The sequence below is a fragment of the Paenibacillus sp. J5 genome, from assembly GCF_054955055.1.
Window position 1 is genome coordinate 86,268 of record NZ_JBUEDD010000007.1, and the last position, 26,156, is coordinate 112,423.

Here is a 26,156-nt window from a genome sequence, read left to right on the forward strand (position 1 = left end):
CCCCTCTTATACTCATGCTTGCTGACTCTAAAGTAGTGTACCACAGAAATTGTCGAAAGTTGGTGTTATATGTCTGATTTGTGGTTATAAAGGGCGAGCAGGAGCGATAACGACAGAAAAAGCCCGCACGGCAGCTCCTGTAGGGGGAATCCATGCGGGCTTGCAGGCTTGCAGGCGCCTTCGCCTTAATCCGTCGTTCCAGTCTCAAGCAGTTGCTCCAGGTTCGTAGACGAGGTGACCGTCAGCCGTTTCAGCTCAAGCGGGGAATCGCCCGGCTGGACGAAGCCTTGCTTGACAGTGAATGCCATGCGGTAGCCGTTCTCCTTCAAGTAATAGATCATCTTGTCATCATAGCTTCCGAAGGGGTAGGCAAAGTAGGGCGTTGTATAACCGAGTCCCTTCATCTTGGCAATGTCGGCCTGCAGCTTGGTGCTATCATGCGTGAGCGCGAGCTTCTTGCCACAGAACGTCTCTTCCTTCTTGTGCAAATCATACGTATGGCTGTAGTAATCAAATACATCGGAGGCAGCATCCAGTTGCTCCTGTGACAGATAGCTGCTCTTGGCCGGGTCGAAGCTTGTGCTGGTCTGCTTCTGGACATGGCTGCCGATGACGAACAGACTCGCCCTTAGTCCGTATTTTTTCAGGACGGGGTAGGCATAGATATAATTGTTCTCATAGCCGTCATCGAAGGTAATGACGACGCTTTTCTTGGGGAGCTGGATGAAGCCGTGAAGATAATCTTCCAGCTCGCTCAGCGTGGCGGCATAATAACCGGCATCATGCAGATATTTCATGCCCGCTTCGAAGCTCTCCAGATTAATCATCGAATTATTGTCAGGCTCCTTGTTGTACTGCTTGGGAACAACATAATGGTACATCAGGACAGGCACCTGCTCCGCGTAGCCCTGCTGCTCCTCAGCCAGCAGCTTCGGCGTGCTATTGCCGTTGCCGTCAAATTTCAGCTCGCGGGACGGATGAGTCAGCGCGAACGCCTCTGCATTCACCCGCAGCATCACGGTGCAGGCCTTCTGCGTTAGCTGCAGGGAGGGAAAGGCCATGGCTGCCGCAAAGAACAGCACGATCAGTGCAAGTCCGGCGATCCCCAACCGTCTGAGCCACAAGGTCCAACGTCGATTTTTCATTCGAATAATGCTCCTTTGTCACTGCGATAATAATAAAAATGTCTATCCTTGACTATACGCTGGAAGCCGCAAGATTTCAAATCCCCTCACTGTCGAACTTTTGGGAAATTGCCATCATATAACGACTCATGCCCTTGTAATTCACTCGGAAATCCATTATTCTAGTCCTAGAATTAAAGGGACGGGCTTCGTTATGCGGAGCGAAGGCTCTTTAATCAATTGAAGGAGGTCTTGAGCAATGAGTAAAGCTGTATCATTTGATTATAGTAAAGCGCTGCCGTTTGTCGGACAGCATGAGATTGACTATTTGGAGGGTGCTGTGCGCCTGGCGCACGAGCAATTACATAATGGAACAGGAGCCGGCTCGGATTATCTCGGGTGGGTTGATCTGCCATCCAAGTACGACAAGGAAGAGTTCGCCCGCATTCAACAGGCGGCTGCGAAGATTCAGAGCGATTCCGAAGTTTTGATCGTCATCGGCATCGGCGGCTCGTACCTGGGCGCACGCGCGGCTATCGAGATGCTGTCGCATTCCTTCTACAATGTGCTGGACGGCGGACAGCGCAAGACACCGCAAGTGTTCTTCGCGGGCAATAACATCAGCTCGACCTATGTGACGCATCTGCTGCAACTGCTAGAGGGCAAGAACTGGTCGATCAACGTTATCTCCAAGTCGGGCACGACGACCGAGCCGGCCATTGCGTTCCGCATCTTCCGCGCGGAGCTGGAGAAGAAATATGGCAAGGAAGAAGCGCGCAAGCGCATCTACGCAACGACTGACCAGGCGAAGGGCGCGCTCAAGAAGCTGGCGACCGAGGAAGGCTATGAGTCCTTCATCATCCCGGACGACGTAGGCGGACGCTACTCTGTCCTGACTGCTGTCGGCCTGCTGCCGATCGCCGTTGCAGGCATCGACATCGAAGCGATCATGAAGGGCGCGCAGGATGCGGCTGTCGAATACAGCAATCCGAATCTGTCCGAGAATGAGAGCTACCAATACGCCGCGGCGCGCAACGCGCTGTACCGCAAGGGCAAAGCGATCGAGATTCTGGTCAACTATGAGCCGAATCTGCACTTCGTATCCGAGTGGTGGAAGCAGTTGTTCGGCGAGAGCGAAGGCAAGGACAACAAAGGGCTGTATCCGGCGTCTGTCGACTTCTCCACCGACCTGCACTCTATGGGGCAATTCGTTCAGGAGGGAACCCGCAACCTGCTGGAGACTGTCATTCAGGTAGGCGAGGTTGCTGAGCAGATCACGATTGGCAATGACCCGGACGATCTGGACGGCCTGAACTTCCTGGAAGGCAAGACGATGGACTTTGTCAATAAGAAGGCATTCGAGGGCACGCTACTGGCGCATACAGATGGCAATGTGCCGAACCTGATCGTAAACATCAAGGACCTGTCGCCGTATACGTTTGGCTACCTGGTCTACTTCTTCGAGAAGGCCTGCGGCATCAGCGGCTATCTGCTGGGCGTTAATCCGTTCGATCAGCCGGGCGTAGAGGCGTATAAGAAAAATATGTTCGCGCTGCTGGGCAAGCCGGGCTATGAGAAAGAGAAAGCGGAGCTTGAAGCTCGTCTGTAGACCGCGTTGAGCGATTACAGCGCGTATTACGGGGAGCAGGGCATGAAGCTGGAGCGGTACAAGACACTGCTTGCGCCCGGCAGCAAGGAGATTGTCATCAAGAAGTCCCGCTTCATCGGCTATGCGCGTCCAGTTGCCAGCGAGGAGGAGGCGATCGCCTTCATCGAGGAGATTAAGAAGCAGCACTGGAACGCTACGCATAACTGCTCGGCCTATATTGTAGGCGAACGGGACGAGTGCCAGAAGCAGTCCGATGATGGCGAGCCGAGCGGCACGGCGGGCAAGCCGATTCTGGAGGTCATCAAAAACCAGCAGCTCAAAAATGTCGCCATCGTAGTAACGCGGTATTTCGGCGGCATCATGCTCGGAGCCGGCGGCTTGATCCGGGCCTATACGGACGGAGCGGTCGCGGGCATTGAGGCAGCCCAGCCGATTGTCCGCGTGCTGCACCGTGAGGTGTTCGCCCAGGTCGATTATACATGGTACGGCAAGCTGGAGAACGAATTCCATCAGCGCGGCCTGCGTATCCTGGGCACGGAGTTTACCGACCAGGTGACGATTACCTGTCTGCCGGAGGAGCCGGAGGCGGATCGCTTCATGGCGTGGCTGACGGATTTTACACAGGGTCAGGCGGTCATCTCCTCTGGGGAGACACGGTATTTTACTGCGGAAGGCTAGCATGTTTCCCACCATTGCGGAATAGGGTCTTGTATAGGGGCGTATTGCCCCTCCTATCTCGCGCTTGAGGGAGGCGTCCGTAATGGCGATTGCGGTAAGGCGGTTTGCTGCGCTGTCGGGAATCGTATTGGTACTGCTTGGGATCGTTGGTCTGTTCTCCAATCATCTATTGGGTTGGTTTCATCTGCATGTAATGCATACAACAATCTATCTGTTGCTGGGTGTGCTGGGTCTGCTGGCTTCCTCACAGGAGGGGTATGCGTACCGCTATTCACAGGTGATAGGCATCGGGTTTATCGTGCTTGCCGTGCTCGGCATCTTCGTGAAGGATCTGTTCGGCCTCATGGCGCTGGGTCTGTCTGACCATGTGCTTCATTTCATCTTGGGTGCAGCGGGATTGTACTTCGGCTATGTGCTGGTGGAATCAGACTCGCATCAGCCAGCAATGTAGGGATGGGATAAGTGTTGACGATGAGGGGTTCGGCTTATGCCGAGCCTCTCTTTGGCGTGGGGGCAGCTCTTTACTCGCATAGGGCAAGCTTGTCTGGACGAGGCTTAAGCACCGCTAAAGTTCCTTGCAGCTCATCCATTGCGATCCAATTAGAACACCACTCTAGCTGGATTATCAATAAGTCCAATCCACTTGATTATTTTTTCTTATTTTAGGATTGACGATCAAGCTATTGGTCTGATACATTATTAATACCTAGTAAATTAATAGGAATTGTTATGTGGAATTGGAATGGGAGCAGGTTGATCGGACTGCCGAAAATCTGGGGGGTTAGACGTCGGTGAATGGGATGTTTCGCAGCCGCTGGTGGGGCTTCGGCTTCAGAAGCACTGTCATGCTTTACTTCGTAGTATTAATTGTACTGCCCATATTAGGAATCTATACTCAATCGCTCTCTGGCGGCTGGGCAACCTTTTGGGCAAGTGTTAGCGACCCCTTGGCCTGGAAGGCCGTGCTGCTGACGGTTCGGCTGTCTATTGTCGCGACGATGATTAACGTTCTGGCGGGTACAATGATCGGATGGGTTCTCATCCGGTATCGGTTCTGGGGAAGAAGCCTGCTTAACAGTCTGGTCGATCTGCCGTTCGCATTGCCGACTGCTGTCGGCGGACTGATGATTCTCCTGCTGCTCGGGCCCAATAGCTTGATCGGCGATCTGGCTGGCAAGCTCGGCTTCGAGATCGTGTTCCATGAGCCGGCGATTGTCATTGCGATGGTGTTCGTGACGTTCCCGTTCGTCATCCGCGCGGTGCAGCCGTTGCTGGAGGAGATGGACCCGTCGGAGGAAGAAGCTGCCTATACGATGGGTGCCTCCAAGTCGAAGACCTTCCTGCAAGTGATTCTGCCTACGATGCTGCCAGGCATTATTAGCGGCGGGATGCTGGCCTTCTCCAGAGCGCTGGCCGAGTTTGGTGCGGTGGTGCTGGTAGCGGGCAACATTCCAGGCAAGACGCTGATTGCCTCTGTATTCATCTTTGGCGAGGTGGAGAGTGATAATCCGCAAGGAGCAGCCTCGGTGTCGATTCTGCTGCTCACGTTGTCCTTCCTGATCCTGTGGACGGTTAATATCATCCAATCCAGGAGGGCGGGCAAATGAAGAGGCTATGGATTACATTAACTTATATTGTATTTACAATTTTGCTTATTATTCCGTTGATTCGGATTTTTACAGGCGCCTGGGCGGAGGGCTGGCAGGGGATCGCAGAGGCGCTTACACGCCCGCAGTCGTTGCATGCGCTGATGATGACCGGTATGATCGTCGTCATCGTCACCGTCATCAATACGCTGTTTGGCGTCATGCTGGCGATCTATCTTGTGCGTGCTCCATGGCTCGGGCCGCGGGTGAAGCAATTACTGAATAGTCTGGTTGATCTCCCGTTTGCGGTATCGCCTGTCATCGGGGGCTTGATGATAGTGCTGCTGCTTGGGCCGAATACCGTCATTGGCACGTTCTTTGAGGCCGCGGGCTTCAAGGTCGTCTATGCGCTGCCGGGCATGGTGCTGGCGACACTGTTCGTTACCTTCCCGCTGATGGTGCGGGAGGTGATGCCGGTGCTGCAGGAGATCGGCTCGCAGCAGGAGGAGGCGGCATCGACACTTGGCGCATACTCATGGTATACGTTCTGGAAGGTGACATGGCCTTCGATCCGTTGGGGCGTCATCTATGGCGTCGTGTTGACTGTGGCACGCTCGATGGGGGAATTCGGTGCGGTACTGGTCGTATCGGGAAATATTATGAACAAGACGCAGACCGCTACGACGCTGGTCTATCAGGATGTGGAGAATTTCAATGTACTGGCAGCTAACAGTGTGGCGCTAGTGCTGGCGGCAATCTCGATTGCATTGCTTCTGCTCATGGAATGGGCCAAAAAGCGAAAGGGGCATTGATTTATGCATATTGAAGTGAAAGATTTAAATAAGCATTTCGGTGATTTCCATGCCGTGCGCGGCGTCAGCTTCGATATTCAGAAAGGACGGCTGATCGGTCTCCTGGGGCCGAGCGGCGGCGGGAAAACGTCCATTCTCCGAATGCTTGCAGGGCTGGAGAAGCCTGATTCCGGCGATATCATCTTTCACGGCAGACGCGTGAATGACTTGCCGCCGCAAGAGCGCGGGATCGGCTTTGTCTTTCAGAACTATGCCTTGTTCAAGCATATGACGGTCTACGACAACATTGCCTTTGGCCTGAAGGTGAAGAAGCAATCCAAGGAGCAGATTCGCGAGCGGGTGATGTCGCTGGTGGAGCTGACAGGTCTCAAGGGCTTCGAGCATCGCTATCCGAATCAGTTGTCCGGCGGTCAGCGGCAGCGTGTCGCGTTCGCCAGGGCACTTGCTCCCGAGCCTCAGTTGCTGCTGCTCGATGAACCGTTCGCGGCGATTGACGCGAAGATTCGTCAGGAGCTGCGCACATGGCTCAAGGATATGATCGAGCGTCTGGGCATTACGTCGATCTTCGTCACGCATGACCAGGACGAGGCGATCGAGGTGGCGGACGAGATCATGATTATTAATAAGGGACGGCTGGAGCAGAAGGGCTCTCCATGGGATATATACAAAAACCCGCAGACACAGTTCGTCGCCAGCTTTATTGGAGAGTCGACAATTGTATCCGATATTGCCAAGCTCAGAGGCTTCGAGGATGCAGTTGCCTGGCCGGACACGAAGGCGCTTATTCGTCCAGAGTATATTGAGGTGGGGCGACCCAATGAATTCTCCATCATTTCAGCCACGGAGCCGGGTCGGATCAAGCATATTCATTTCCGCGGCAGTGAATGGATGGTCGAGGTCGAGGTGGGCGAGGTCACACTCATTACGTATCGTTCGCTGGAGAAGGAAGTGCTGCAGCCTGGGCAAGAGGTGCAGGTGCTTATTCATCGCGCCTATCTGTTCAACGACTCGGACAGTTGGATTATGGAGAACAAGCTGAAGGAAGACCCGATGCCGATTCATATCTAGAGGGAGAGGCGCAATCGTTACCGAGCTTGAGACAATCGCAGGCTCCAGACACGATTGCGCCTGGACAGTACGGCGCGGCGAATCCGCGCTGCTCAAACCGATACAGAAAGTGTTGTGTGCCGTAATGAAACTTGAGCGAGAACATGTATTGCAGCCTGGTAGCAGACGCCGCGCTGGCTCTGTGGGAAGGACTCGGGCTTACATAGCGCTCCTGCTGGGCGCAGTCATGCTGGCGCTGACGGGCTGTACGGGAGGCGGCGGCTCAGAGGGGCCAGCGCAGCCGGCAGCGGAGAAGGGCGATGTTACGCTGGTAGTGGGAGCCTATTCTGTCGTCAAGGACGTCTTTGCGGAGCTGCTGCCTGCGTTCAGGGAGGAGTGGAAGCAGCAGACTGGACAGACCGTTGTGTTCCAGGAATCGTATGAGGCCTCAGGCACACAGGCGCGGGCGATTGTCGGCGGCTTCGAGGCGGATGTGACGCTGCTGGCGATGGAAGGCGACATGGAGAAGGTGGAGAAGGCTGGTATGATTACACATGACTGGCGAGCGAAGGGCACCAAGGGGATGGTCACACGCTCGATCGTTGTCCTCGGCACTCGTGAGGGCAATCCGCTCCACATTCAGGACTGGACAGACCTCGCCAAGCCGGGGGTGAAGGTGCTGTATCCGAACCCGAAGACCTCCGGCGGCGCGCAATGGGATATTAATGCGATCTATGGCGCAGGACTGAAGGCCTCGGAGCGGCAGCAGGGCAAGCCTGATCCGGCCTTCGCCAAGAGCTTCCTGGCAAGCATTCACCACAATGTCGAGTCGCTCGACAAGAGTGGGCGCGCATCGATGGCAGCCTTCGAGTACGGGGTGGGCGATGTCATCGTGACCTATGAGAATGAGCTGCTAGCGCGTATACGTCACGGAGTGCCCTATCAGATCGTCGTTCCCGAGGACACGATCCTGATCGAGAATCCGGCTGCGATCATCGATCGGAATGTCGACAAGCACGGCTCTCGCGAGGTGGCCGAAGCGTTCATAGACTTTCTCTACAGCGACAAGGCGCAGGAGCTGTTCATGGAGTATGGCTTCCGACCAGTCACAGACCATCTGAAGGAGCAGGCGGCCAAGCGGTACATCGAGCCGTCAGGACTATTCACGATCGACGATCTGGGCGGCTGGGACGAGGTGCGCAGCAAGCTGTATTCAGCCCGAGGCATCTGGTACCAGGTGCTGGCGGGCATCTGATACAAATAGAAGGAATAAATAGAAGAGAACCATTGGTATTTGCTGCTGGCGGAGCGAATACCAATGGTTCTTTTGCGAGTTGTTGACACTATAAAGGGCTGCAACGTTCCGCCATAGTCTGTAACGGGGCAGAAGAGGCATAATCACACCGGTTCTGAATGTTACTGTCGGAATAAGAACCTCCAATACGGACATTTGAGAACTGAAAAGTGAGAATACGAACTATCTTTCCTCCCCGCACTCGGTCTAGAATGGAGGCATCCCGGGAAAACATAATGTGTTCTGTAAACTGAAATGGGGTGTCTGCAATAGGAATCTATAAGGAGCTCAAGGTGAACCGGCATTTATATTTGCTTGCCTTGCCGGGTGTATTGTTTCTGCTCATATTCGCCTACCTTCCGATGTTCGGCCACATCGTAGCCTTTAAACGATTTCGACCGAGCGATGGCCTGTGGGGGAGCGAATGGGTCGGCCTGGACAACTTCAAGTTTTTTTTCGGCTCGGACGACTGGCTTCATATTACGCTGAACACATTGTTTATTAACAGTCTCTTTATTGTATTTACACTTGGTATTGCCCTTGTGCTCGCTGTTTTTATTAATGAGCTGCGGCATGCCTTGTACAAGCGTCTGGCGCAGTCGGTCATTTTCCTGCCATACTTTGTATCGTGGCTCGTGGTCAGCTTCATGACGTATGCGGTGTTCAACACCTCTGACGGCGTGCTGAACAAGCTGCTTGCGGGTCTTGGAAGAGAGGGCTACAACTGGTATGGCAACGCCGAGCTGTGGCCCTACATTTTAACGATGTTATTCGTGTGGAAAATGTCCGGTTATGTGACGATTATCTTTTTCTCGGCGATTACCGCTATTTCCGGTGAATATTATGAAAGCGCTAAACTGGATGGGGCGAGCCGATTCCAGCAGATTCTCCATATTACGCTGCCGCTGCTGCGTCCCACGCTGGTCGTTCTGCTGCTGCTGCAAATCGGAAGGATATTCTATGGCGATTTTGGGATGATTTACGGCATTATAGGAGATAATCCGATTCTGATTCCGACGACGGATGTGATTGACACGTTCTCGTTCCGGGCGCTCAGACAGCTCGGCAATTTCAGCATGGCAGGCGCTGTTGTGCTGTACCAGGCGATTATGGGTCTGATTACAATTGTACTGTTCAACTGGGTTGCCAAAAAAATTGACAGCGACTCGTCACTATTCTAGAAAGGAGCATGATCATGGTGAATTCCGATCGGTTATTTTCTGGAATCGTATATGCCTTCATCGGATTGTTCGTATTGTTTTGCGGTGTTCCCTTCTGGATGGTTGTCATCAATTCCATTGCCTCGGAGAGCAGTCTGCAAACGTCAGGGTACATGCTGTTTCCGGCGGAATTCAGCTCGTATGCCTACGAGTATTTGTTTCAGGGCAGACAACTGTGGAGCAGCTACGGGGTTACGGTGGTCATTACCGTCATCGGTACGATATTGGCTATCTTCCTTACTTCTACACTCGCCTATGTGATGGCGCACAGAAAAGCGAAGTATGGGCGCGTGCTGTCCTTCATGACCTATTTCACCATGATATTCGGTTCGGGGATGGTCGGCTTCTACATGCTGGTGGCGATCTGGCTTGGACTCAAGGATACGCTGTGGGCGATGATATTGCCCTATCTCATTAATCCGTTCTTCGCGTTTATATTGGTCGCCTTCTATCGTACCATACCTTATGAAGTCAACGAGGCGGCCAAAATCGACGGCGCCAATGAAATCGCCACCTTTTTCCGTATCATCTGGCCGATGACGGTGCCCGCCTTGGCAACCATTACCTTGTTTTATGCGCTGCAATATTGGAACGACTGGTATCTGGCCATCATGTTCGTTGACGATTACCATTTGCATCCGCTGCAAATTATGATTCGCCAGTTGATCGCCAATATGAATATGCAGTCCTATCTGCAGGGCGGAACGGTTTCCTTTGACAAGCCATTGCCGGTGAAGGGAGTACAGCTCGCGACGGTATGTCTGACGATTGGCCCGATCGTGTTTTTGTATCCGTTCGTCCAGAAATATTTTGTCAAGGGATTAACGATTGGAGCGGTAAAAGGATGAACGTGTAAAAGGCTGAAGCGACTTGCAATACGACTACACATGAAAGGTAGTGAAGGGTATGCGTAAAAATAAATGGTTCGCGGGATTGGCAAGCTTGATCGTATTGACAACAACACTCGCTGCATGCAGCGGCAGCTCCGGGAAGACAGAGACCCCCGCTCCTTCAGCGCCTTCGGGCTCCACAGCGGGTGAAACAGGTAAGGCGCTTGATCCGGTCACTTTGAAAATCATGATGTGGGGCAACCGTCCGGCTGATTTTGATAAGGTGCTGGCGGAGGCGGAGAGCCGCATGAAGGATACGCTTAATGTCAAGCTGGACGTCGTATTTGTTCCGGTATCGGATATTGTACAGAAATCGCAGATGGCGCTTGCCTCAGGGGAAGAGATCGATCTGATCTGGGATTCGCCGCTCGTGTCCATGAACTCCAATATCGCCTCCGGCTACTATGAGCCGCTTGATGAGCTGCTGGCGCAGTATGGGCCGAATATATTGGCGACCCGTCCGGCCGAGATGTTCGAGGGCAACAAAGTGAACGGCAAAACGTATGGTATTCCGCTGGGTGCCTCCCAATACTTCGGCTATACGTATCTGGTTCGTCAGGATATTCGGGAAAAGCTGGGCATCGGCCCGATCAAGACGTATGACGAGCTGGTGCAATTCGCTTACGCTGTCAAGCAAAAGGAGGCCGGGCTGGTGCCGATGCTTCCGTCCACGTCCTTTTTCTCGGAGGCGTCCTTCCGCTCCCGCTTCGATCAGGATACACAGATTCGGAGAACGCAAGCGATGTCGACCATTATGTTGTATTATAAAAATAACGACGGCATCGTCTATAATCTGCTCGATGAGATGGAGCCTACGGTTTGGGACTGGATCGTCAACGCCCGGAGGATGTACCAGGATGGCGTAATCCATCCCGATGTACTGGCCGTCAAGGACTACGAGGGGGAATTCAGCGGCGGCAAGGCGGCCATTATTCCTGTCAACGATTTCGGCGTGAAGGATAACATTCAGCAGGCATTGGCGAAGAATGTGCCAGGCAGCAAGGTGGAGGCCGTTACCTTCTTCGACAGCACGCCGAAAAAAAATATTACCAACTTCTCGCAATGGAATTTTATCAGTATTCCGGTCACGAGCAAGCATAAGGAACGCGCGATCCAGTTCTTGAACTGGACACAGGAGAAGGATAATTATGATCTGCTTGCGTATGGCCTGAAGGGGAAAAACTGGGAGGCTATTGGAGAGGACAAATACAAGCCACTGGATGCCGACTATGCCTGGTTCCCTTACTTGTGGATCTGGAATCCGACGTTTGAGAGGTTCGATGCTTCCCAGACGGATGAAGTCGTTGAGCTTAACCGTTTCATTAAGGAAGCAGACAACTTCGAGAAGGACATTCTCACAGGCTTCCAGTTCGATTCGCAGCCGGTATTGAATGAGATGACCAAATACAAAACGATCGAAGATAAATATTATGCGGCATTGTTCAATGGGGTGATGGATTCGCAGACGGGCTATGACAACTTCAAAAGCGAAGCCGGGCCGACACTGAAAAAGATTCAGCAGGAAATGCAAAAGCAAATCGATGCATTTCTGAAGCGCTAAGCCAATCCATAGCTGGAGGAGGAGTACAATGGAGCATAGGGTTCAGATCGATAGCGGGTACCTCGAGGGTGTGCCGGGCGTTCATAACAATGTAACCGTATTCAAGGGAATTCCTTATGCGGCTCCGCCCGTTGGCGCTTTGCGCTGGCGTCCGCCGCAGCCGCCGGCTGCATGGGAAGGGGTGCGGCCTGCGGATCGCTTCGGCCCGATCTGCCCGCAGTTTATCCCGGAGCCGGGGTCGTTCTATCATGAGGAGTTTTATGTGGAGGAGCAGGAGCAGAGCGAGGATTGTCTGTACTTGAATGTGTGGAGCGCCGCCGCTTCGTCTGATGAGCGCAGGCCAGTCATGGTCTGGTTTCATGGTGGCGGGCTGGTCGAAGGATCAGGCTCGCTTCCCTCCTTTGACGGCGAATCGCTAGCGCTATGCGGGGTTGTTGTAGTCACCGTCAATTACCGCCTGTCCGTGCTTGGCTTTCTGGCGCATCCCGAGCTGACGGCGGAATCGGAGCACGGCTCATCCGGCAACTACGGCTTGCTGGATCAGACAGAGGCGCTTCGCTGGGTTCAGCGCAATATTGCTGCCTTCGGCGGCGACCCTGACAATGTCACGATCTTCGGGCAATCGGCCGGCTGCTTCAGCGTATATAGCAAGCTGGCATCACCGCTAGCGAAGGGACTGTTCCACAAGGCCATCTGCCAAAGCATCTTCCTGGGACCCATCTGTACACTGGCGGAGGTGGAGGCCAAGGGTGCGCAGTTTGCCCAGCAGCGCGGGGCAGCCTCTATAGCGGAGCTGCGCGCACAGTCCGCCGAGCAGTTGATGAGCGATCCCGAGCTATACCGGAACGCACTCGGACTGTTGCCAGTTGCGCTCGACGGCTGGGTGCATGAGGAGGACTCGCTGACGATGCTGCTGGAGGGCAGGCATCACCCTGTTCCGCTCCTGATGGGCGCAACCGCGAATGAAATGACGACGCTCGTCACTGGAGGCTGTACGCTGGAGTCGTTCCAATCCATGGCCCATCGCCAATTCGGCGAGGAGGCAGAAGTCTTTCTCAGCCTCTATCCGGCCGTGAACGATGAGGAGGCGACGGAAGCATATCGGAATTATATGAGCGACAGATTTATGGCCTCCAAGCTGGTCTGGGCAGAGGCGCAGCAGCGTTCTGGCGATGTGAACTGTTATCTGTATTACTTCACCAGGAAGCCGCCTGGAAGGAATGAAGCGTATTACGGCGCGTTTCATTCGGCCGATCTGTATTATGTATTCCACACGCTTCACTCCACCGACCGTCCTTGGGAGAGAGAGGATTGTCGGCTGGCCGAGGCGATGACGACCTATTGGACCCGCTTCGCCGCTAAGGGAGCGCCGGCCGCAGAGGGATGGCCCCACTGGTCAGCCTTCAACGCCGCGGATGTGCGGGTGATGGAGCTTGGAGACGAGATTCGGGAGATACCGCTGCCCCATGCGGCTCGGCTGGCCTTTTGCGCCCGTGGCATCCTTAATAAGGAGCCGCTAAAGTTTGAATTGGAATAGGTTTGAACATCCTAATGCCAAGGAGAGAAGGAGAGTCGGGAGAGACGCTTGTCGTCTCTTCCGCTTTCCTCTTTAACTTTTCAACTAGAATGCAGGAGCAAAAAGGAGTGACCGTGTGAAGCGATTCCGGCTGAGTCAAACTTATCTGAGAATGTTTTTGTTTTTATCGATTTTGTTCACGGTTGCCTTTGTACCCTATACCTTGTTTCTTTCGACGAAATTTTCATCTTATGCCCAAAATGAAATTGACAGCAACACAAGCGCCAAGCTCGACCAAATGTTGAAAAGTACGGAATTTGCCCTGGATCGGCTGAAGTCCTACGGCCTGAGCATGTACGAGACGCCTTTAATTCGGGAGTGGCTTGCTTCCGATCAGAAGAACCCGCTTCTGGTGCAGCGCACGATGAATGCGATGACGATCCTGCTGGCTAATGAGCCGTTTATTCATACGATCTACTTAATGAATACGAACACTCAGGAAATTATTGATTCCAATGTCGGCATCCGTTCGGAGGCGGAATTTGCGGATCAGCGAATGCTGGAAATCATACGAAACGAGCGACCGAAGGTACTGCGCTACTTCATCCATGAGATTGCCGGGGGCAAGCATCTGGCACTCGTGGTGCCCTCTACGCCAATAAATAATGCGTATAATGGATACCTGGTCATGCTGCTGGATAATGAGGCCTTACGCAAAACCTTGCTCCAGTTCAGCGAGTCGTCCGGTATCGAGGTTGCAATAGCAGATGAACATGGGGATGCCGTCGTTGCTTCGCCTGAGGCCAGAGAGCTGCTGCCGTATGCAGTGCAGGCCGAGGCGAATGGGCGGAGCGGAAGCGTGCAATTGAACTCTGAGGAATGGTCGGTGTACAAGCAGCTTATGGGCTCCCAGCCATGGACGATGTATTACATCACCCGGACAGGAGAAGCCAAGCAGCAGATCGTGAGTCTGCAGCGGCATATTCTGCTTGCCTCCCTGCTGCTGCTGGCGTTGTTGAATCTGCTGCTCTATTGGATTTCTCGCCGCTCGTACCGACCCTTCAGCCAGCTCGCGGCGCGCCTCAGAATGGAGCTGGACAGCAAGCGCTTCAAGCAGGCGCCCGACTTCTCCGGCAATCCGGCAGATTACAAGGTGATCCAGCATAGTATGGATGCCTTGATCGATACGGTAGACAACATGGTGTTTTCCTTGCGTACTCATCAAGAGGTGATTGACAGCGAATATTTGCAACGGTGGATTATGGTCGGGGCGATGAACGAGCCGGTTCGAGATTATATTGAAGCCAGATTCCGGCTGCTCTCGTATAGCCAATTGCGCATGCTTGTGCTGCGCATCGATCACTATGCTGCCTTTGTGGAGCGATACGACCAGTTCGGCTCGCGCAAGCTGATCAAGTACGGGATGAGCAACATCGCCAAGGAGATTTTGACGGCCAATGGCTGGGCAGCGGAAAGTGTGGACTTCGGCGGGGATCACATCGTGATCCTGCTGGGGCATGATGATGTCGGTGAGGAGGAGCTGCTGGCGGCTATAGACCGAATTGTCGAGCAGACCGAATTATGGCTCAGCGTGCAGGTTGTCATCGGACTGAGCGAGCCGGGCGAGGCGTCTTGCGATCTCCGGGGGCTGTATGAGCATACGTATGAGATGACACATCTTAAATTTATTACAGGTAAAGGGCATGTCTTTCGGGAACAAGACATGAGGCGTTATATGGGCATTGTCAAGCCAAGCGGCGACGAGCAGCACATGGAGGGAATGATTCAGAATGTACGTCTAGGTGAGCTGGACAAGGCGCTTGCCAATCTGGAGGCGATGATGCGCCACCTGCAGACATTGCCGCGATCTGCCTGCCTGTTTGAGCTGACCATTGTGCTTCATGGCTTGATGAAGGCATTCAAGCCGTTTGATCTCATCGATACCCCGATGGGCATTCAGCCATTTCTGGAGCGGTTCCGCACGCTTGACGAGGTGCAGGCATGGTTGCGCGGGAGACTGGAGGACATCGTTCAGCAACTGGGCAATCGAAAAAATGGCAGTCGCAAGGAAGCGCTGGCGGCAGAAATTCGAGACTATGTGAAAAGCAGGCTCCACGATGCGATGCTCTCTGTAGAGGATGTCGGCAACCATCTGCAACTGTCCGCAAGCTATGTTCGTCAAGTATTCAAGGAGGTGGTCGGCATGACGCTGTCCGATTATATACTGGAGGCTCGAATCGAGCAGGTCAAGAAGCTGCTGGAGACAACGGACTGGCCTATTGCCGACATCGCAGAACATTCGGGCTTTCAGACGAAGAGCCACTTCTACACTACCTTCAAAAGGATGACCGGCAGAACGCCCAATGAGCATCGCCAGTATCAAGGAAGAGGAAAGATACGAGTCACGATGAATGCTGGTGAGGATTGAAAGGCGACAAAAGATGGATCAATAAGGGATGAGGGCTCGTTATGCCAAAAAACGATAATATGCTGGCCATTCTATGGATGCTGAATTCGGGCGTGAAATTGACAGCAAAACAAATATCCGAAAAGTTGGAAATAAGTATAAGGACAGTTTATCGGTATATAGATGCACTGTGTGCCAGTGGAGTGCCTATCGTATCCGACGCAGGTCATAATGGCGGGTATAGCTTGCTGAATCATTTTATCAGAGCGCCGCTGCTATTTGATCTTGAAGAAAAAAAGGCACTCCTTCATGCTGCAGTTTTTGCAAAAGAAGCCGGATACCCTCTGAGTGAAGCATTAGGCAATGCGACATCAAAATTGAAGAGGTATTCGAATCAGGAGCAGGAAAGGATACTTAGCCGTCATTTATCTGGATTTGAAGTGATAAACCGCATGGGAGACCCTTCTATTCAGCCAGTATTGGCAGAGCTGGAGCAGGCTGTAGAAGGCGAATACTCTATAGAAATTGATTATCGCTCAGGCCATGAACAACAAACCAGGAATAGAGTGATAGACCCCTATGGAATGGTGTACTGGAACAATAAATGGTATACGGTTGCATTTTGCCACCTAAGGCAAGCGATACGCAGCTTTCGGGCAGAACGAATTCTACAGATCAAGCGTACTCAATTAGCATTCAAGCGACCCGAAGCCTTTTCGGCCCGTGAAGTATTTATGCAAAATTTATGGCCTGATTTAGCAGGCAAGGACGGGATCATTTCGTTAGTTATCGGAGGTAGGTCAGAGTCACTGGATGACTTATGCCTGCATTGGTTTTTGGGACATCATCTGAAGGAGCGGACTTCGAATCAAGCCATCTTCTTACTTGAGGAACAATCACTTCATAGATATGTCCCTTACTTTCTCCTATCCTACGGGAAATCCATTCAAGTCATCGAACCACAGAGCTTAAAGGAACAGCTTGTTGCTGTTGCATCGGAGTTAGTGGAATATTATCGACTTTAACAGCTTCACTGACAGTAGATGTCAGTGAAGCTGTTTTATAATGATGATCATCATTGATTACAAATAAGGAGAATGAACAAATGAAGAATACGGTATATCTTTATGTGTTTGATACGATGGCAGACTGGGAAATAGGTTACTTGACTGCCGAACTGAACTCGGGAAGATATTATAAAAAGGGGCTGGCTCCCTCAAAAATAGTTACCGTCGGAACTGAAAAGACCCCTGTAACGACAATGGGCGGATTGAAGATACTGCCTGACATCAAACTGGATGAGTGCAGCATGGATAGCACAGATGCATTGATTTTACCTGGTGGAGAGACATGGCTAGACGCCATTCACCAGCCCATCTTAAAAATCGCCCAAAGGTGTATAAATGAAGGTACATTGGTTGCCGCGATTTGTGGTGCTACAATAGCGCTTGCCCAGGCAGGATTGCTGAATTCACGCCCGCATACAAGCAATGATCTTGAATACCTTAAAATGATATGCGCCACTTACACGGGTGAAGCGTATTTCAAAATGGAGCCTGTAGTAACTGACGGGAAATTGATCACTGCATCTGGAATAGCTCCGTTGGAATTTTCTGTTCACGTCTTGCAAGCTCTGGGTGTGTTATCTCCCAAGACATTAGATGCCTGGTATCGTCTGAATAAGACTCAGGAATCCCAATATTTCGTTGAGTTGATGAATTCAATCCAATAAATTTATTTTGATAAAAGGTATTAAAAGTGTCAGTTATGAGTAAAAGGTCAGTGGCGAGAGCGGAACGTCATTTTACGTCAGCTCAAGTAGAGGCTCAACTGCACGCATCAGCTTCTTGAAGGTATATCCTGAATATGGTATGCTTACAATAGAATTAAGGGGCGATTGCCGTCGCCCCCTGCACAACATGTTGGATGGGAAACCTCCGAGCATAACTCAGAAGAAAATAACCTGCTCCCAGTGGCAAAACTTGGGCAGGTTATTTTCGTTTATTCAGGTAAGTAAGTAGCGCGAGCAAAAACATGCCGAGCATCATCACTTCCGTCAACGAAAATTGCATGAGCATCACCCCCGCTCTGGAGGCGATACTTTCCCACCCAAGTCATGTTGTACGGGGATTATTATACCAAAGTTTCCTAGTCTAGGGTAGGCCTTTTCATAGACGAACCGTCAATCAAGGTGAAACGTTCCGATTGATATGAGCCCTGATGTTAAGCCCCAGTATGTCGTAACACAGCACTGTAAGCGATGGCTGTTAAGACGGCTCTGCTCCAAGCACGAACTTCTCGACCACAAGCGCTACGCCGTCCTCGTTATTCGAGGCGGTAATGTAGTCCGCAATCTCCTTGAGCGGCTGAACCGAGTTTTCCATAGCGACGCCAAGACCGGCCACCTCCAGCATCTCATGATCGTTCCACGAATCGCCAATTGCGATGACCTGCTCCATGCCGCAGCCGATATGTGCAGCCAAAAATTGCAGCGCATGCCCCTTCGTACCTTCCTTATGCATAATCTCCAGATAGTGCGGCTTGGATTTCGTAATATGTGCAATGTCGCCGATCAGCAGCTTTAATTCGGCAGCGGCGGCATCCAGCACCTCTGGATCATCGATGATGAGCATCTTCATCTGCGGCTTGCGAACGAGCGAGGCAAAATCAGGCTCGATGACATAGGGAATGTTGGACAAGCGGGAATAACCCTGAATCCTCTCATTGTCCTCCTTGGCATACAGGATGTCATCCACGTACAGTTGCAAATGCAGTCCCTTTGCCTCGCAGTATTCATACAGCTTCAATGCAGCTTCCTCAGGAACATAGCGCTCGTAGATGATCTGCCCATCGAGCAGTGTCTTGATGATCGAGCCCTGGTACGTAATGATCGGCACATTCAGCTCGATCTGCTGTGCAATTTTCTGCGCGGAGGCGAACATCCGCCCAGTCGCCAGCGTTACCGTCACGCCTGCCTCTATCGCTTGCTTGAGCGCCAGCTTGGTGCGCGGTGTCACCTCTATATGATCATTCAACAATGTGTCGTCCACATCAATCGCAATCAGCTTGTATGGCATCGTATTGAATCTCCCCTCGTATGTTGTCTATGACTGATTGTACCTGATTGCGTCCGCCATTCCAAGGGCTTCGGCTTGAAGCGGGCGACGGAATAAGATAAAGTGATACTACGAGTACATAATGAGGACGGAGAGAATGCACATGCAATATAGCTCGGCAGCGCGCCGCCAAAAACGAATCGTCACCATGCTGCTTATCGTACTGATTGCCGGGGCTGCGGGTTTTGCCGGTGGACAATGGTGGATGGGCTATCGTTATCCCATGCTGAAGGAGCCGGCGTTTGCCAACATGAATCAATCGTATAATGAAATACGGAATAACTACATGGGCGAATTCAATAGCAACACTCTTATTCAGGGCGCTACAGCGGGTATGGTCTCCTCGCTGAACGACCCCTATTCCGTCTATTACAGCGGTGACCAGGGCAAGAGCTTCCTGCAGCGCTATGAGGATCACTTCGTCGGAATCGGTGTCGAGATTCGAGTGGAGCAGGGGCAATTCATCATCAATTCCACGATAAAGGGAGCGCCGGCAGAGAAGGCGGGTGTTCAGGCGGAGGATCGGATCATCGAGATCGATGGTGAGGCTGTAGCGGGGAAGAAGCTGGAGGATATTGTCGGTATTACGCGCGGCGAGGAGGGAACGAAGCTAAGGCTTACGCTGCTCCGGCCTGCCGCGGGCGAGACAGTCAAGCTGGAGGTCACCCGCGGTGAGGTGCCGGTAACTACCGTCTCCTCTTCGCTGCAGGGAGATGGTGTCGGCATCGTTGCGATCTCAAGGTTCAGCGAGAGTACCGCCAAGGAGTTCCAGCGCGCGGTGGATGCGTTGGAGCAGCAGGGGATGAAGGGACTGCTGATCGATCTGAGAGGCAACCCTGGCGGGCTGCTCATGCAGACCATTGATATTGCCAGCATCCTTATTCCGAAGGATAAGCCGATTGTTCAGGTTGTATACAAGAATGAAGATCGCCACTATACGCATCGCTCCAAACAGAGCAAGGAGTGGACGCTGCCTGTCGTTGTGCTTATCGATGAGAACAGCGCCAGCTCGTCCGAAGTTCTCGCCGCGGCGCTTCAGGCGAACGGTGCAGTGCTGGTCGGCAAGAAAACCTTTGGCAAGGGAGTGGTGCAGACGTTCCGTCAGTTCAAGGATGAATCGGTGCTCAAGCTGACGGAAGCGCAATGGCGCACGCCCGAAGGCAACTGGATTCATAAGGAGGGCGTGAAGCCGGATATCGAGGTGTCCTTGCCCGACTATACGAAGCTGCCAGGGCTGTCGATGGAGCTGGAGCTGAAGGAGGGCGACTACGGCAAGGAGGTCAGGACAGCACAGCAGATGCTGAGCGTGCTCGGTTATGGCAAGGCGGCGCAGGAAGGCATCTACGATGCGGATACAGCAGCCGCGGTCAGGGCGTTCCAGCAGACTGAGGGGCTAGAGGTGGATGGCGTCATCCGCGGCGGCACCGTCTATCGGCTGCATCAGCGGCTCGCAGCCAAGATGGAGCATGAGGATACACAGCGGGAGCGAGGGATGAAGGAGCTGGAGGCGCATATTCGGCAGGAGGCGAGCCAGCCATGAGGATTGGCTTTCGCACGGTGAAGACGGCGGTGGGGGTCTGCCTCTCGATCTTGATTGCGGAGCTGCTGCAGCTATCGTATTTCAGCTCGGCGGGCATATTGACGCTGCTGTGCATTCAGCGGACACGCAAGCAGTCGATTGCTGCTGTGCTTGACCGCTTCTTCGCCTGTCTGATCGGCATGCTGATGTCCAGTGTGCTGTTCTGGCTGCTTGGCTATCATGTGTGGTCGATCTTGGCGCTCTATCTGCTGTTCATTCCGGTGCTGGTCCGCTTCAGGCTGCAGAACGGTATTGCGAGCAGTTCTGTCATCATCATGCACAGCTATGTCAGAGGACATGTGTCGCTGGCATTCTTCGCCAATGAGCTGGGCATTATCGTGGTTGGGCTGGGTGTGGCGCTGCTGGTTAACCTGTATATGCCAGGACTTGATCGGCAGATTGACCAGTTCAAGCGTGAGGTAAGCGCCAAGATGGCGTCGATCTTTCACGAGCTAGGTCAATATCTGCGCGAGGGGAGCAGCCTGTGGGACGGGAAGGAGCTGCTGGAGCTGGGCGACCTGCTTCAACGGGCGCGTCATCTGGCCGTGCTGGAGGTGGAGAATAATGTGACAGGGAAATTGAATCCATTTTACTATTATGTGGACAAAAAGTCCCATCAGTTCCAAATCATTGAGAGAATGGTGCCGCTCGTATCGCGGATCGGGCTGCGGCTGGAGCAGGGGGAGCGGATCGGGGATTTTCTGCATCAGCTAGGCCATAACATCGATAAATTAGACAACAGCGGAGAGTATCTAAGACAGCTCAAGGGCATAAGAGAATATCATAAAGGCTTGCCGATGCCGAGGGATCGAAGCGAATTCGAGAGTCGTGCCAGCCTGTTCACCTTGGCCAATGAGCTCGAAAGCTTCCTGATCAGCACCGAGGTAGCGACGCGAGCTGCAGGCCACCCCGACCTAAGTCCAGGTAAAATCCGGTCATAAGGCCGATTTCTGCCCAGCAAGGAAACCTTATGATAGATCTATACGATAGATTCGGATCAAGATTTCAGTGCGGGCGGGGGTTTGGGATGGGAACAAAGCGAATATACATCTTGTTATCGGATACAGGGACATGGTTCACACGGATGATCAGGCTCTATACCAAGGCAGAGCACAATCATGCCTCGATTGCTTTTGACGAGGAGTTCAAGGAGGTTTACAGCTTCGGTCGCAAGCATCCGGGCAATCCATTTGTTGGCGGCTTCGTCAAGGAGGATCTGCAGAGTGAGCTGTTTCGCAAGGCCTCCTGCGCGTTATTCAGCTGCGAGGTGAGCGAGAGTGAATATAGCTGCTTGCGCGCCTATGTAAGCCAGTTCGAGCAGAATCCTCATCGCTACAAATACAATTTACTCGGTGTAATCGGCATCATGCTCGGCATTCGGATCAAGCGGGAAAATGCTTACTTTTGCTCGCAATTCGTTGCCACCGTGTTCGAGCAGACGGGACAAAGCCTGGTGCCCAAGTGCGCATCGCTTACGACACCAGCCGACCTGGAGCGCTCAGAAGCGCTGGAGCTGCTCTACCGCGGCGAGCTGCGTAGATATTTGCATCATTCAAGCCGTGGCATGGAACGAGCTGGCGAGGCGATGTGCAGCTAGCTGAATAGATTACGCTGTCGTTGTAGTGACATGCCTCACGGCCAGACAAGGGAAGGAGGGGGAGTGCCCCTCATCTCCCCGACCGATGCCGCTATATGTCCGCGCCAATCCGTACTCCGTTGTATACTTCATCGATGTGAATCCAGGCTTCAATTTCCATTGTCCGGGATTGTCTCCATAGTCTGCGGCTCGAGAGCAGAGTGGCCGACTTCACCACTCCATCGCTTCAGACCTGGCAGCACAGCGGTCATCTTGGCACGCGCATCCACCTCCGTCATGCCTTCCTCCACCAGAAACGGTACGCAGAACTCAATCATGCCCTCCAGATTAAGATCAGCTTGGGCGAACTGTCCATCCTCATAACAGTAACGGCAATAGAGTGCCGACAACCGACCATCCTTCTCGGTTCCGGCATGATCCTCCCTAAACGACCAGCTACAGCTCTGACATACATGGCTACTCATCATGATTTCCTCCTCATAAGATTGTATAGCAAGCTAGGACTGCTATAATGCCAGTATAAACAGAGGAACCTGACAGCAGCCTGTCAGGTTCCTCTGGTGGAAGAAAGATCATGAATTGTAATCCGCTCATGCTCTTGTATGCTTCGTTATGGGTTATGCTCTTATCGGTTATGCCCACAGATCATCCCCGTCTGGATTTCAGTCATTATTGCAGGGCGACACGGTCGCCTTCCTTGAGTCCCTCCAGCACCTCGGTCTTGTCGGTCGTCTCCAGCCCTATCTTAATATCCCGCCGCTCGTATTGCCCGGAACCGTTGTCCACCATGACATAAGTGGAATCCTGGTCACGCATGATCGCGATCGACGACAATACCAGCGTATTCTCTCTGCGGCTGGTTTCGATGTCGCCCGTCAGCGATAGTCCTGCAATTAGATATTCATTGGGCTCCAGAGAGATAATGACCTCGAATTGGGCCGCCTGATTCAAGTTGTTCTGATCGGTGCCCGTCTTGGCGAACTTGGAGACATGCTTCACTGTACCGGAGATAGGCACATTCTTCATGGCGCTCATCTTCACGGTCACCTTCATATCCGGCTTGATGCGAAATACGTCTTGTTCCCCGACCAGCGCGGTGAATTGCAGCTTGTCCAGGTCGACAATTTTGCCGATATACTGATTATCGCTTAGCGCTTTTGGTCTTTTCGTTGCCGAATCGAACAGGAAGATGCCTGAGGCGGGTGAACGATATTGCGAATCCTCCAGCTTCAGCTTCTTCTGCTGGAGCGATTGGCGCGATATGGACTTGCGGACGTCCTCCAGTTCCTTCGTCAGCTTGGCGATCTCGCGATTCGCCAACTGTTTTTTGCGCGTTTCCTCGGTCAATTCGGCTTGTGAGGCCTCACTCTCGACTTCCGTAATATAGCTCTGCAGCTTGGCCTCAAGATCCGCTTTGCGAAGCTCGGCTTCCTCTTGCGTAATCTGGCTTTGCAGCTCGGTCTGATCGAGCGTGAACAGCACTTCACCTTCCTTGATCTGCTCTCCGTCCTTGATCTTCCACTCGGTCACCTTGGAGCTAAATGGCGCGTAGATCTCTGTCTCCTGCTCATAGAGTGATTTTCCCTTGACCTGCACCGTGTGTTTCAGCGTTTCCCTGGTCACCTCAAAGGTTATCGCTTGCTGCTCCATAGCCTGGTCCTCAATTCTGGCAGGCTTCGACATCGAATAGAGTATGTAGCTGATTCCGGCTAAAATAATGGCAATAATAATCCATTTCAGTTTTTTCTTCAATTTCCCGCTCTCCTTCTCTCATAGACAGATAAATTGACCGCTCTTAGCGGCGGAGCCTGCTGCCTGCACAGCCCGACATGAACTGGGCCTACGAGTTCCTCTCGCACAGGGTGTCAGTCCCGTTTGATCGCTGTCAAGGCATCGGTGCGTGAGGCGCTGATGGCCGGATAGATCCCGGATATGATGCCTGTCATCACCGCAAAGCCCAGACCGACCGGAATCGCCGTGTACGGAATGAAGATGGAGATGTCCGACTCCCCGTTGTTGAGCGAAACAATTAACGCATTGATGCCCCACACGATCCAGTAGGAGAAGAGAATGCCGAGCATCCCTCCAAGCAGACCAAGAAGCGCTGCTTCGATGATGAACATGTTGCGGATCTGCGACAGATTCGCTCCAAGCACCTTCATAATGCCAATCTGACGGCGTCGCTGGTAGGTGGACATCGTCATGGCAACGATAATCGAGATCGAAGCGATGATGAGGATAAATACCCCCGCACCGATCGCAATCGCCTTGAATACCGCAAATTGCTCCTCAAGCCGCTCCTTCTGCAGCAGATTGGAGCTGGTGCTTACGGTAAGGCGCTTCAGTTGCTCCTCGACCTGCTTGACGTTGAGCTCGTCATCAACCTTGACCTTGACCGAATTGAAGGTTGTGGTGTTGCTCTCCGTCACATTGGCGTACAGCTCTCTACGCAACTGCTGGGCAGTCTCCAGCGAGACATAGATTTTACGATCCTGGGCGATGCTCTCATCGCTGCGTCCCTTGGGCTTCTTGAGCACAGCGGCTACCCGCAACGGACTGCTGATTCGCTGCTTGCCCTCATCGTTATTATTGAATTGTATATAAGCCTGGTACATGGGAGTTGGAACGGCCATTATTTTACGATATTGCTCCTGTGAGCTTGCATCGTAGGAGGAACGCTCCATCGCTTGGTACAGCTTGTTCCGCGTCTCGTCATCCATCCATCCCATCGTAGCGCCATAACTGAGGACAACAGCAGTAGGATCTGTATTATCCGCGTGGCCTTGTCCAAATTTTTCGCCAAAATCCTCTAGACGGGACAGATCCGTAGCTATAACCTCACCATAGGCACGCTTGCCGTCCGCGGTGACCATCTCGAAGTAATTCAGGGTCTGGAATGGCGCGACAGCCTGCACATGATTCAGGTTTCTCATAATTTCCAGCTTCTGCTCGGTCAGCAGACCGCGGTTTCGGGTCTCCTCGCTAACGTCGGAGGTATCGCCCTGCCCGGGCAGAGCGCCGCTATCGGCCATGACGGTAATCTCATCCATCTTCAAGAAGTTGTTCAGCTCGGACTCGACAATCTTCTGGGTGGACTCTCCGATGCTCATAGCTAATATAATAGCAGCGCAGCCAATGGACAAGCCTGCGGCGCACAGCATCGTGACCACCTTGCGGCGACGCACCTGATCCCATGAAAGTCTGGTCAAATCGCTAATTCTCAAGCCTGTACCTCCTCTGTTTCCATAGCGGTAGGTGTCGCAGCAGACGAAGACGGCTCATTGGACGTCGAGTCCCCTGAGGTCTCCAGCCTACCATCGCGGAGCGTGATGATCTGCTCCGTCTGCTCTGCAATCTCGCGTTCATGCGTCACAATGATAAAAGTCGTGTTCATCGTCCGGTTCAGCCGCTTGAGAATTGCGAGAATCTCTTCCTCCGTCTTCGTATCCAGGTTCCCTGTCGGCTCGTCAGCAAAAATAACGGAGGGCTCCGTAATGAGCGAACGGGCGATGCTGACCCGCTGCTGTTGACCACCGGATAGCTGGGATGGGAACATCTCTGCCTTATCCGGGATGCCGACCTGCTCGAGCAGTTGCATGGACTTTTGCTTGCGGATGGATGGGCGGACGGATTGAAACACGAGCGGCATCTCGATATTTTCCCGTACCGTCAGATTAGGCAGCAATTCATAAGCCTGAAAGATAAAGCCGATATGCTTACGGCGAAACTCCGCCAGCTTATTCTCGTTCATCTTGACAATATTGTGACCAGCAATGTAAATATTCCCCTCGGTTGGCTTCATCAGCCCTGCCATCAGATTGAGCAGGGTGGACTTCCCGGATCCCGAGCTGCCCAGCAGCGCAATCATCTCGCCCTTTCCGACATGAATGTCGATCTGCTGTAATACCAGCGTGATCTCACTGCCATTCTTGAAAGCATGGGACAGGCCCTCTACACGAAGCAAGCTCTCCACTCCTTTTTCTCAAAGTCTCAAAGTCTCAAAGTCTCAAAGTCTCAAAGTCTCTCTTACAATAGACGAATCTACCGCCTGGCAACCCTGCACGATTTCCTCCGGCTCGATTCGGAGCCTTCTAAAATACAAGTGTATCAAAAAAAGAGC

At 52.8% G+C, this 26,156-nt stretch carries 23 protein-coding genes; 17 read left to right on the forward strand and 6 right to left on the reverse strand.

The window, feature by feature from the left end; genetic code table 11:
* Positions 1-185: 185 nt before the first annotated feature.
* Entirely contained in the window at positions 186-1,145 is a 960-nt protein-coding gene (locus tag ACY1JZ_RS14410; protein ID WP_462629775.1) for a polysaccharide deacetylase family protein, read from the reverse strand.
* A 238-nt stretch (positions 1,146-1,383) separates the two neighbouring features.
* Here ACY1JZ_RS14410 and ACY1JZ_RS14415 point away from each other — a divergent pair, with 238 nt between their 5' ends.
* The 14 genes from ACY1JZ_RS14415 to ACY1JZ_RS14480 all read left to right on the forward strand — a co-directional run bounded on the left by ACY1JZ_RS14415 (position 1,384) and on the right by ACY1JZ_RS14480 (position 17,476).
* Positions 1,384-2,733 (forward strand): glucose-6-phosphate isomerase, encoded by a 1,350-nt coding sequence (locus tag ACY1JZ_RS14415; RefSeq protein ID WP_270169267.1) that lies wholly within the window; start codon positions 1,384-1,386, stop codon positions 2,731-2,733.
* Between the two features lie 42 nt (positions 2,734-2,775).
* On the forward strand, positions 2,776-3,411 hold the full coding sequence (locus ACY1JZ_RS14420; RefSeq protein ID WP_462629776.1) for a YigZ family protein: 636 nt from the start codon (positions 2,776-2,778) through the stop codon (positions 3,409-3,411).
* Between the two features lie 82 nt (positions 3,412-3,493).
* Complete coding sequence (locus ACY1JZ_RS14425) at positions 3,494-3,862, forward strand: DUF4383 domain-containing protein (protein ID WP_462629777.1); 369 nt, start codon at positions 3,494-3,496, stop codon at positions 3,860-3,862.
* A 340-nt stretch (positions 3,863-4,202) separates the two neighbouring features.
* Positions 4,203-5,018, forward strand: a complete 816-nt coding sequence (gene cysT / locus ACY1JZ_RS14430; RefSeq protein WP_462629779.1) for a sulfate ABC transporter permease subunit CysT — start codon at positions 4,203-4,205, stop codon at positions 5,016-5,018.
* Positions 5,015-5,809, forward strand: a complete 795-nt coding sequence (locus ACY1JZ_RS14435; protein WP_270169273.1) for a sulfate ABC transporter permease subunit — start codon at positions 5,015-5,017, stop codon at positions 5,807-5,809. Before cysT ends, ACY1JZ_RS14435 begins: the two co-directional genes overlap by 4 nt.
* A 3-nt stretch (positions 5,810-5,812) precedes the next feature.
* A complete protein-coding gene (locus ACY1JZ_RS14440) occupies positions 5,813-6,877 on the forward strand; it encodes a sulfate/molybdate ABC transporter ATP-binding protein (RefSeq protein WP_270169274.1) in 1,065 nt (354 codons plus the stop codon).
* 124 nt (positions 6,878-7,001) lie between these two features.
* Positions 7,002-8,111 carry a sulfate ABC transporter substrate-binding protein gene (locus ACY1JZ_RS14445; RefSeq protein ID WP_442954871.1) on the forward strand — a complete coding sequence of 370 codons (1,110 nt, stop codon included), beginning with the start codon at positions 7,002-7,004 and terminating at the stop codon, positions 8,109-8,111.
* A 332-nt stretch (positions 8,112-8,443) separates the two neighbouring features.
* On the forward strand, positions 8,444-9,331 hold the full coding sequence (locus ACY1JZ_RS14450) for an ABC transporter permease (RefSeq protein WP_270169275.1): 888 nt from the start codon (positions 8,444-8,446) through the stop codon (positions 9,329-9,331).
* 14 nt (positions 9,332-9,345) lie between these two features.
* Positions 9,346-10,218 carry a carbohydrate ABC transporter permease gene (locus tag ACY1JZ_RS14455; protein ID WP_462629780.1) on the forward strand — a complete coding sequence of 291 codons (873 nt, stop codon included), beginning with the start codon at positions 9,346-9,348 and terminating at the stop codon, positions 10,216-10,218.
* 58 nt (positions 10,219-10,276) lie between these two features.
* Complete coding sequence (locus tag ACY1JZ_RS14460; RefSeq protein ID WP_462629781.1) at positions 10,277-11,821, forward strand: DUF3502 domain-containing protein; 1,545 nt, start codon at positions 10,277-10,279, stop codon at positions 11,819-11,821.
* Positions 11,822-11,849: 28 nt separating this feature from the next.
* Entirely contained in the window at positions 11,850-13,358 is a 1,509-nt protein-coding gene (locus ACY1JZ_RS14465; RefSeq protein WP_462629782.1) for a carboxylesterase/lipase family protein, read from the forward strand.
* 115 nt (positions 13,359-13,473) lie between these two features.
* The gene (locus ACY1JZ_RS14470; RefSeq protein ID WP_462629783.1) at positions 13,474-15,765 is read left to right on the forward strand and encodes a helix-turn-helix domain-containing protein; all 2,292 of its coding nucleotides are present in this window, start codon (positions 13,474-13,476) and stop codon (positions 15,763-15,765) included.
* Between the two features lie 41 nt (positions 15,766-15,806).
* Entirely contained in the window at positions 15,807-16,769 is a 963-nt protein-coding gene (locus ACY1JZ_RS14475) for a helix-turn-helix transcriptional regulator (RefSeq protein WP_462629785.1), read from the forward strand.
* Between the two features lie 80 nt (positions 16,770-16,849).
* On the forward strand, positions 16,850-17,476 hold the full coding sequence (locus tag ACY1JZ_RS14480; protein ID WP_462629786.1) for a type 1 glutamine amidotransferase family protein: 627 nt from the start codon (positions 16,850-16,852) through the stop codon (positions 17,474-17,476).
* Between the two features lie 535 nt (positions 17,477-18,011).
* On the opposite strand, the gene ACY1JZ_RS14485 is transcribed toward ACY1JZ_RS14480, so the two are convergent.
* Entirely contained in the window at positions 18,012-18,821 is an 810-nt protein-coding gene (locus ACY1JZ_RS14485; RefSeq protein ID WP_462629787.1) for a Cof-type HAD-IIB family hydrolase, read from the reverse strand.
* A gap of 142 nt (positions 18,822-18,963) precedes the next feature.
* On the opposite strand from ACY1JZ_RS14485, the gene ACY1JZ_RS14490 reads away from it, so the two are divergent.
* From ACY1JZ_RS14490 to ACY1JZ_RS14500, 3 genes are all read left to right on the forward strand, one after another.
* A complete protein-coding gene (locus ACY1JZ_RS14490; RefSeq protein ID WP_462629788.1) occupies positions 18,964-20,400 on the forward strand; it encodes a S41 family peptidase in 1,437 nt (478 codons plus the stop codon).
* Complete coding sequence (locus tag ACY1JZ_RS14495; protein WP_462629789.1) at positions 20,397-21,380, forward strand: aromatic acid exporter family protein; 984 nt, start codon at positions 20,397-20,399, stop codon at positions 21,378-21,380. The genes ACY1JZ_RS14490 and ACY1JZ_RS14495 overlap by 4 nt, the downstream gene beginning before the upstream one ends.
* Positions 21,381-21,466: 86 nt before the next feature.
* The gene (locus ACY1JZ_RS14500) at positions 21,467-22,036 is read left to right on the forward strand and encodes a hypothetical protein (protein WP_462629790.1); all 570 of its coding nucleotides are present in this window, start codon (positions 21,467-21,469) and stop codon (positions 22,034-22,036) included.
* Between the two features lie 149 nt (positions 22,037-22,185).
* Here the strand turns inward: ACY1JZ_RS14500 and ACY1JZ_RS14505 are convergent, their stop codons facing one another.
* The 4 genes from ACY1JZ_RS14505 to ACY1JZ_RS14520 all read right to left on the reverse strand — a co-directional run bounded on the left by ACY1JZ_RS14505 (position 22,186) and on the right by ACY1JZ_RS14520 (position 26,000).
* Positions 22,186-22,500 (reverse strand): zinc ribbon domain-containing protein, encoded by a 315-nt coding sequence (locus ACY1JZ_RS14505; RefSeq protein WP_462629791.1) that lies wholly within the window; start codon positions 22,498-22,500, stop codon positions 22,186-22,188.
* A gap of 205 nt (positions 22,501-22,705) precedes the next feature.
* The gene (locus ACY1JZ_RS14510) at positions 22,706-23,788 is read right to left on the reverse strand and encodes an efflux RND transporter periplasmic adaptor subunit (protein WP_462629793.1); all 1,083 of its coding nucleotides are present in this window, start codon (positions 23,786-23,788) and stop codon (positions 22,706-22,708) included.
* Between the two features lie 113 nt (positions 23,789-23,901).
* Entirely contained in the window at positions 23,902-25,260 is a 1,359-nt protein-coding gene (locus ACY1JZ_RS14515) for an ABC transporter permease (protein WP_462629794.1), read from the reverse strand.
* On the reverse strand, positions 25,257-26,000 hold the full coding sequence (locus tag ACY1JZ_RS14520) for an ABC transporter ATP-binding protein (RefSeq protein WP_270169300.1): 744 nt from the start codon (positions 25,998-26,000) through the stop codon (positions 25,257-25,259). The genes ACY1JZ_RS14515 and ACY1JZ_RS14520 overlap by 4 nt, the downstream gene beginning before the upstream one ends.
* Positions 26,001-26,156 lie beyond the last annotated feature (156 nt).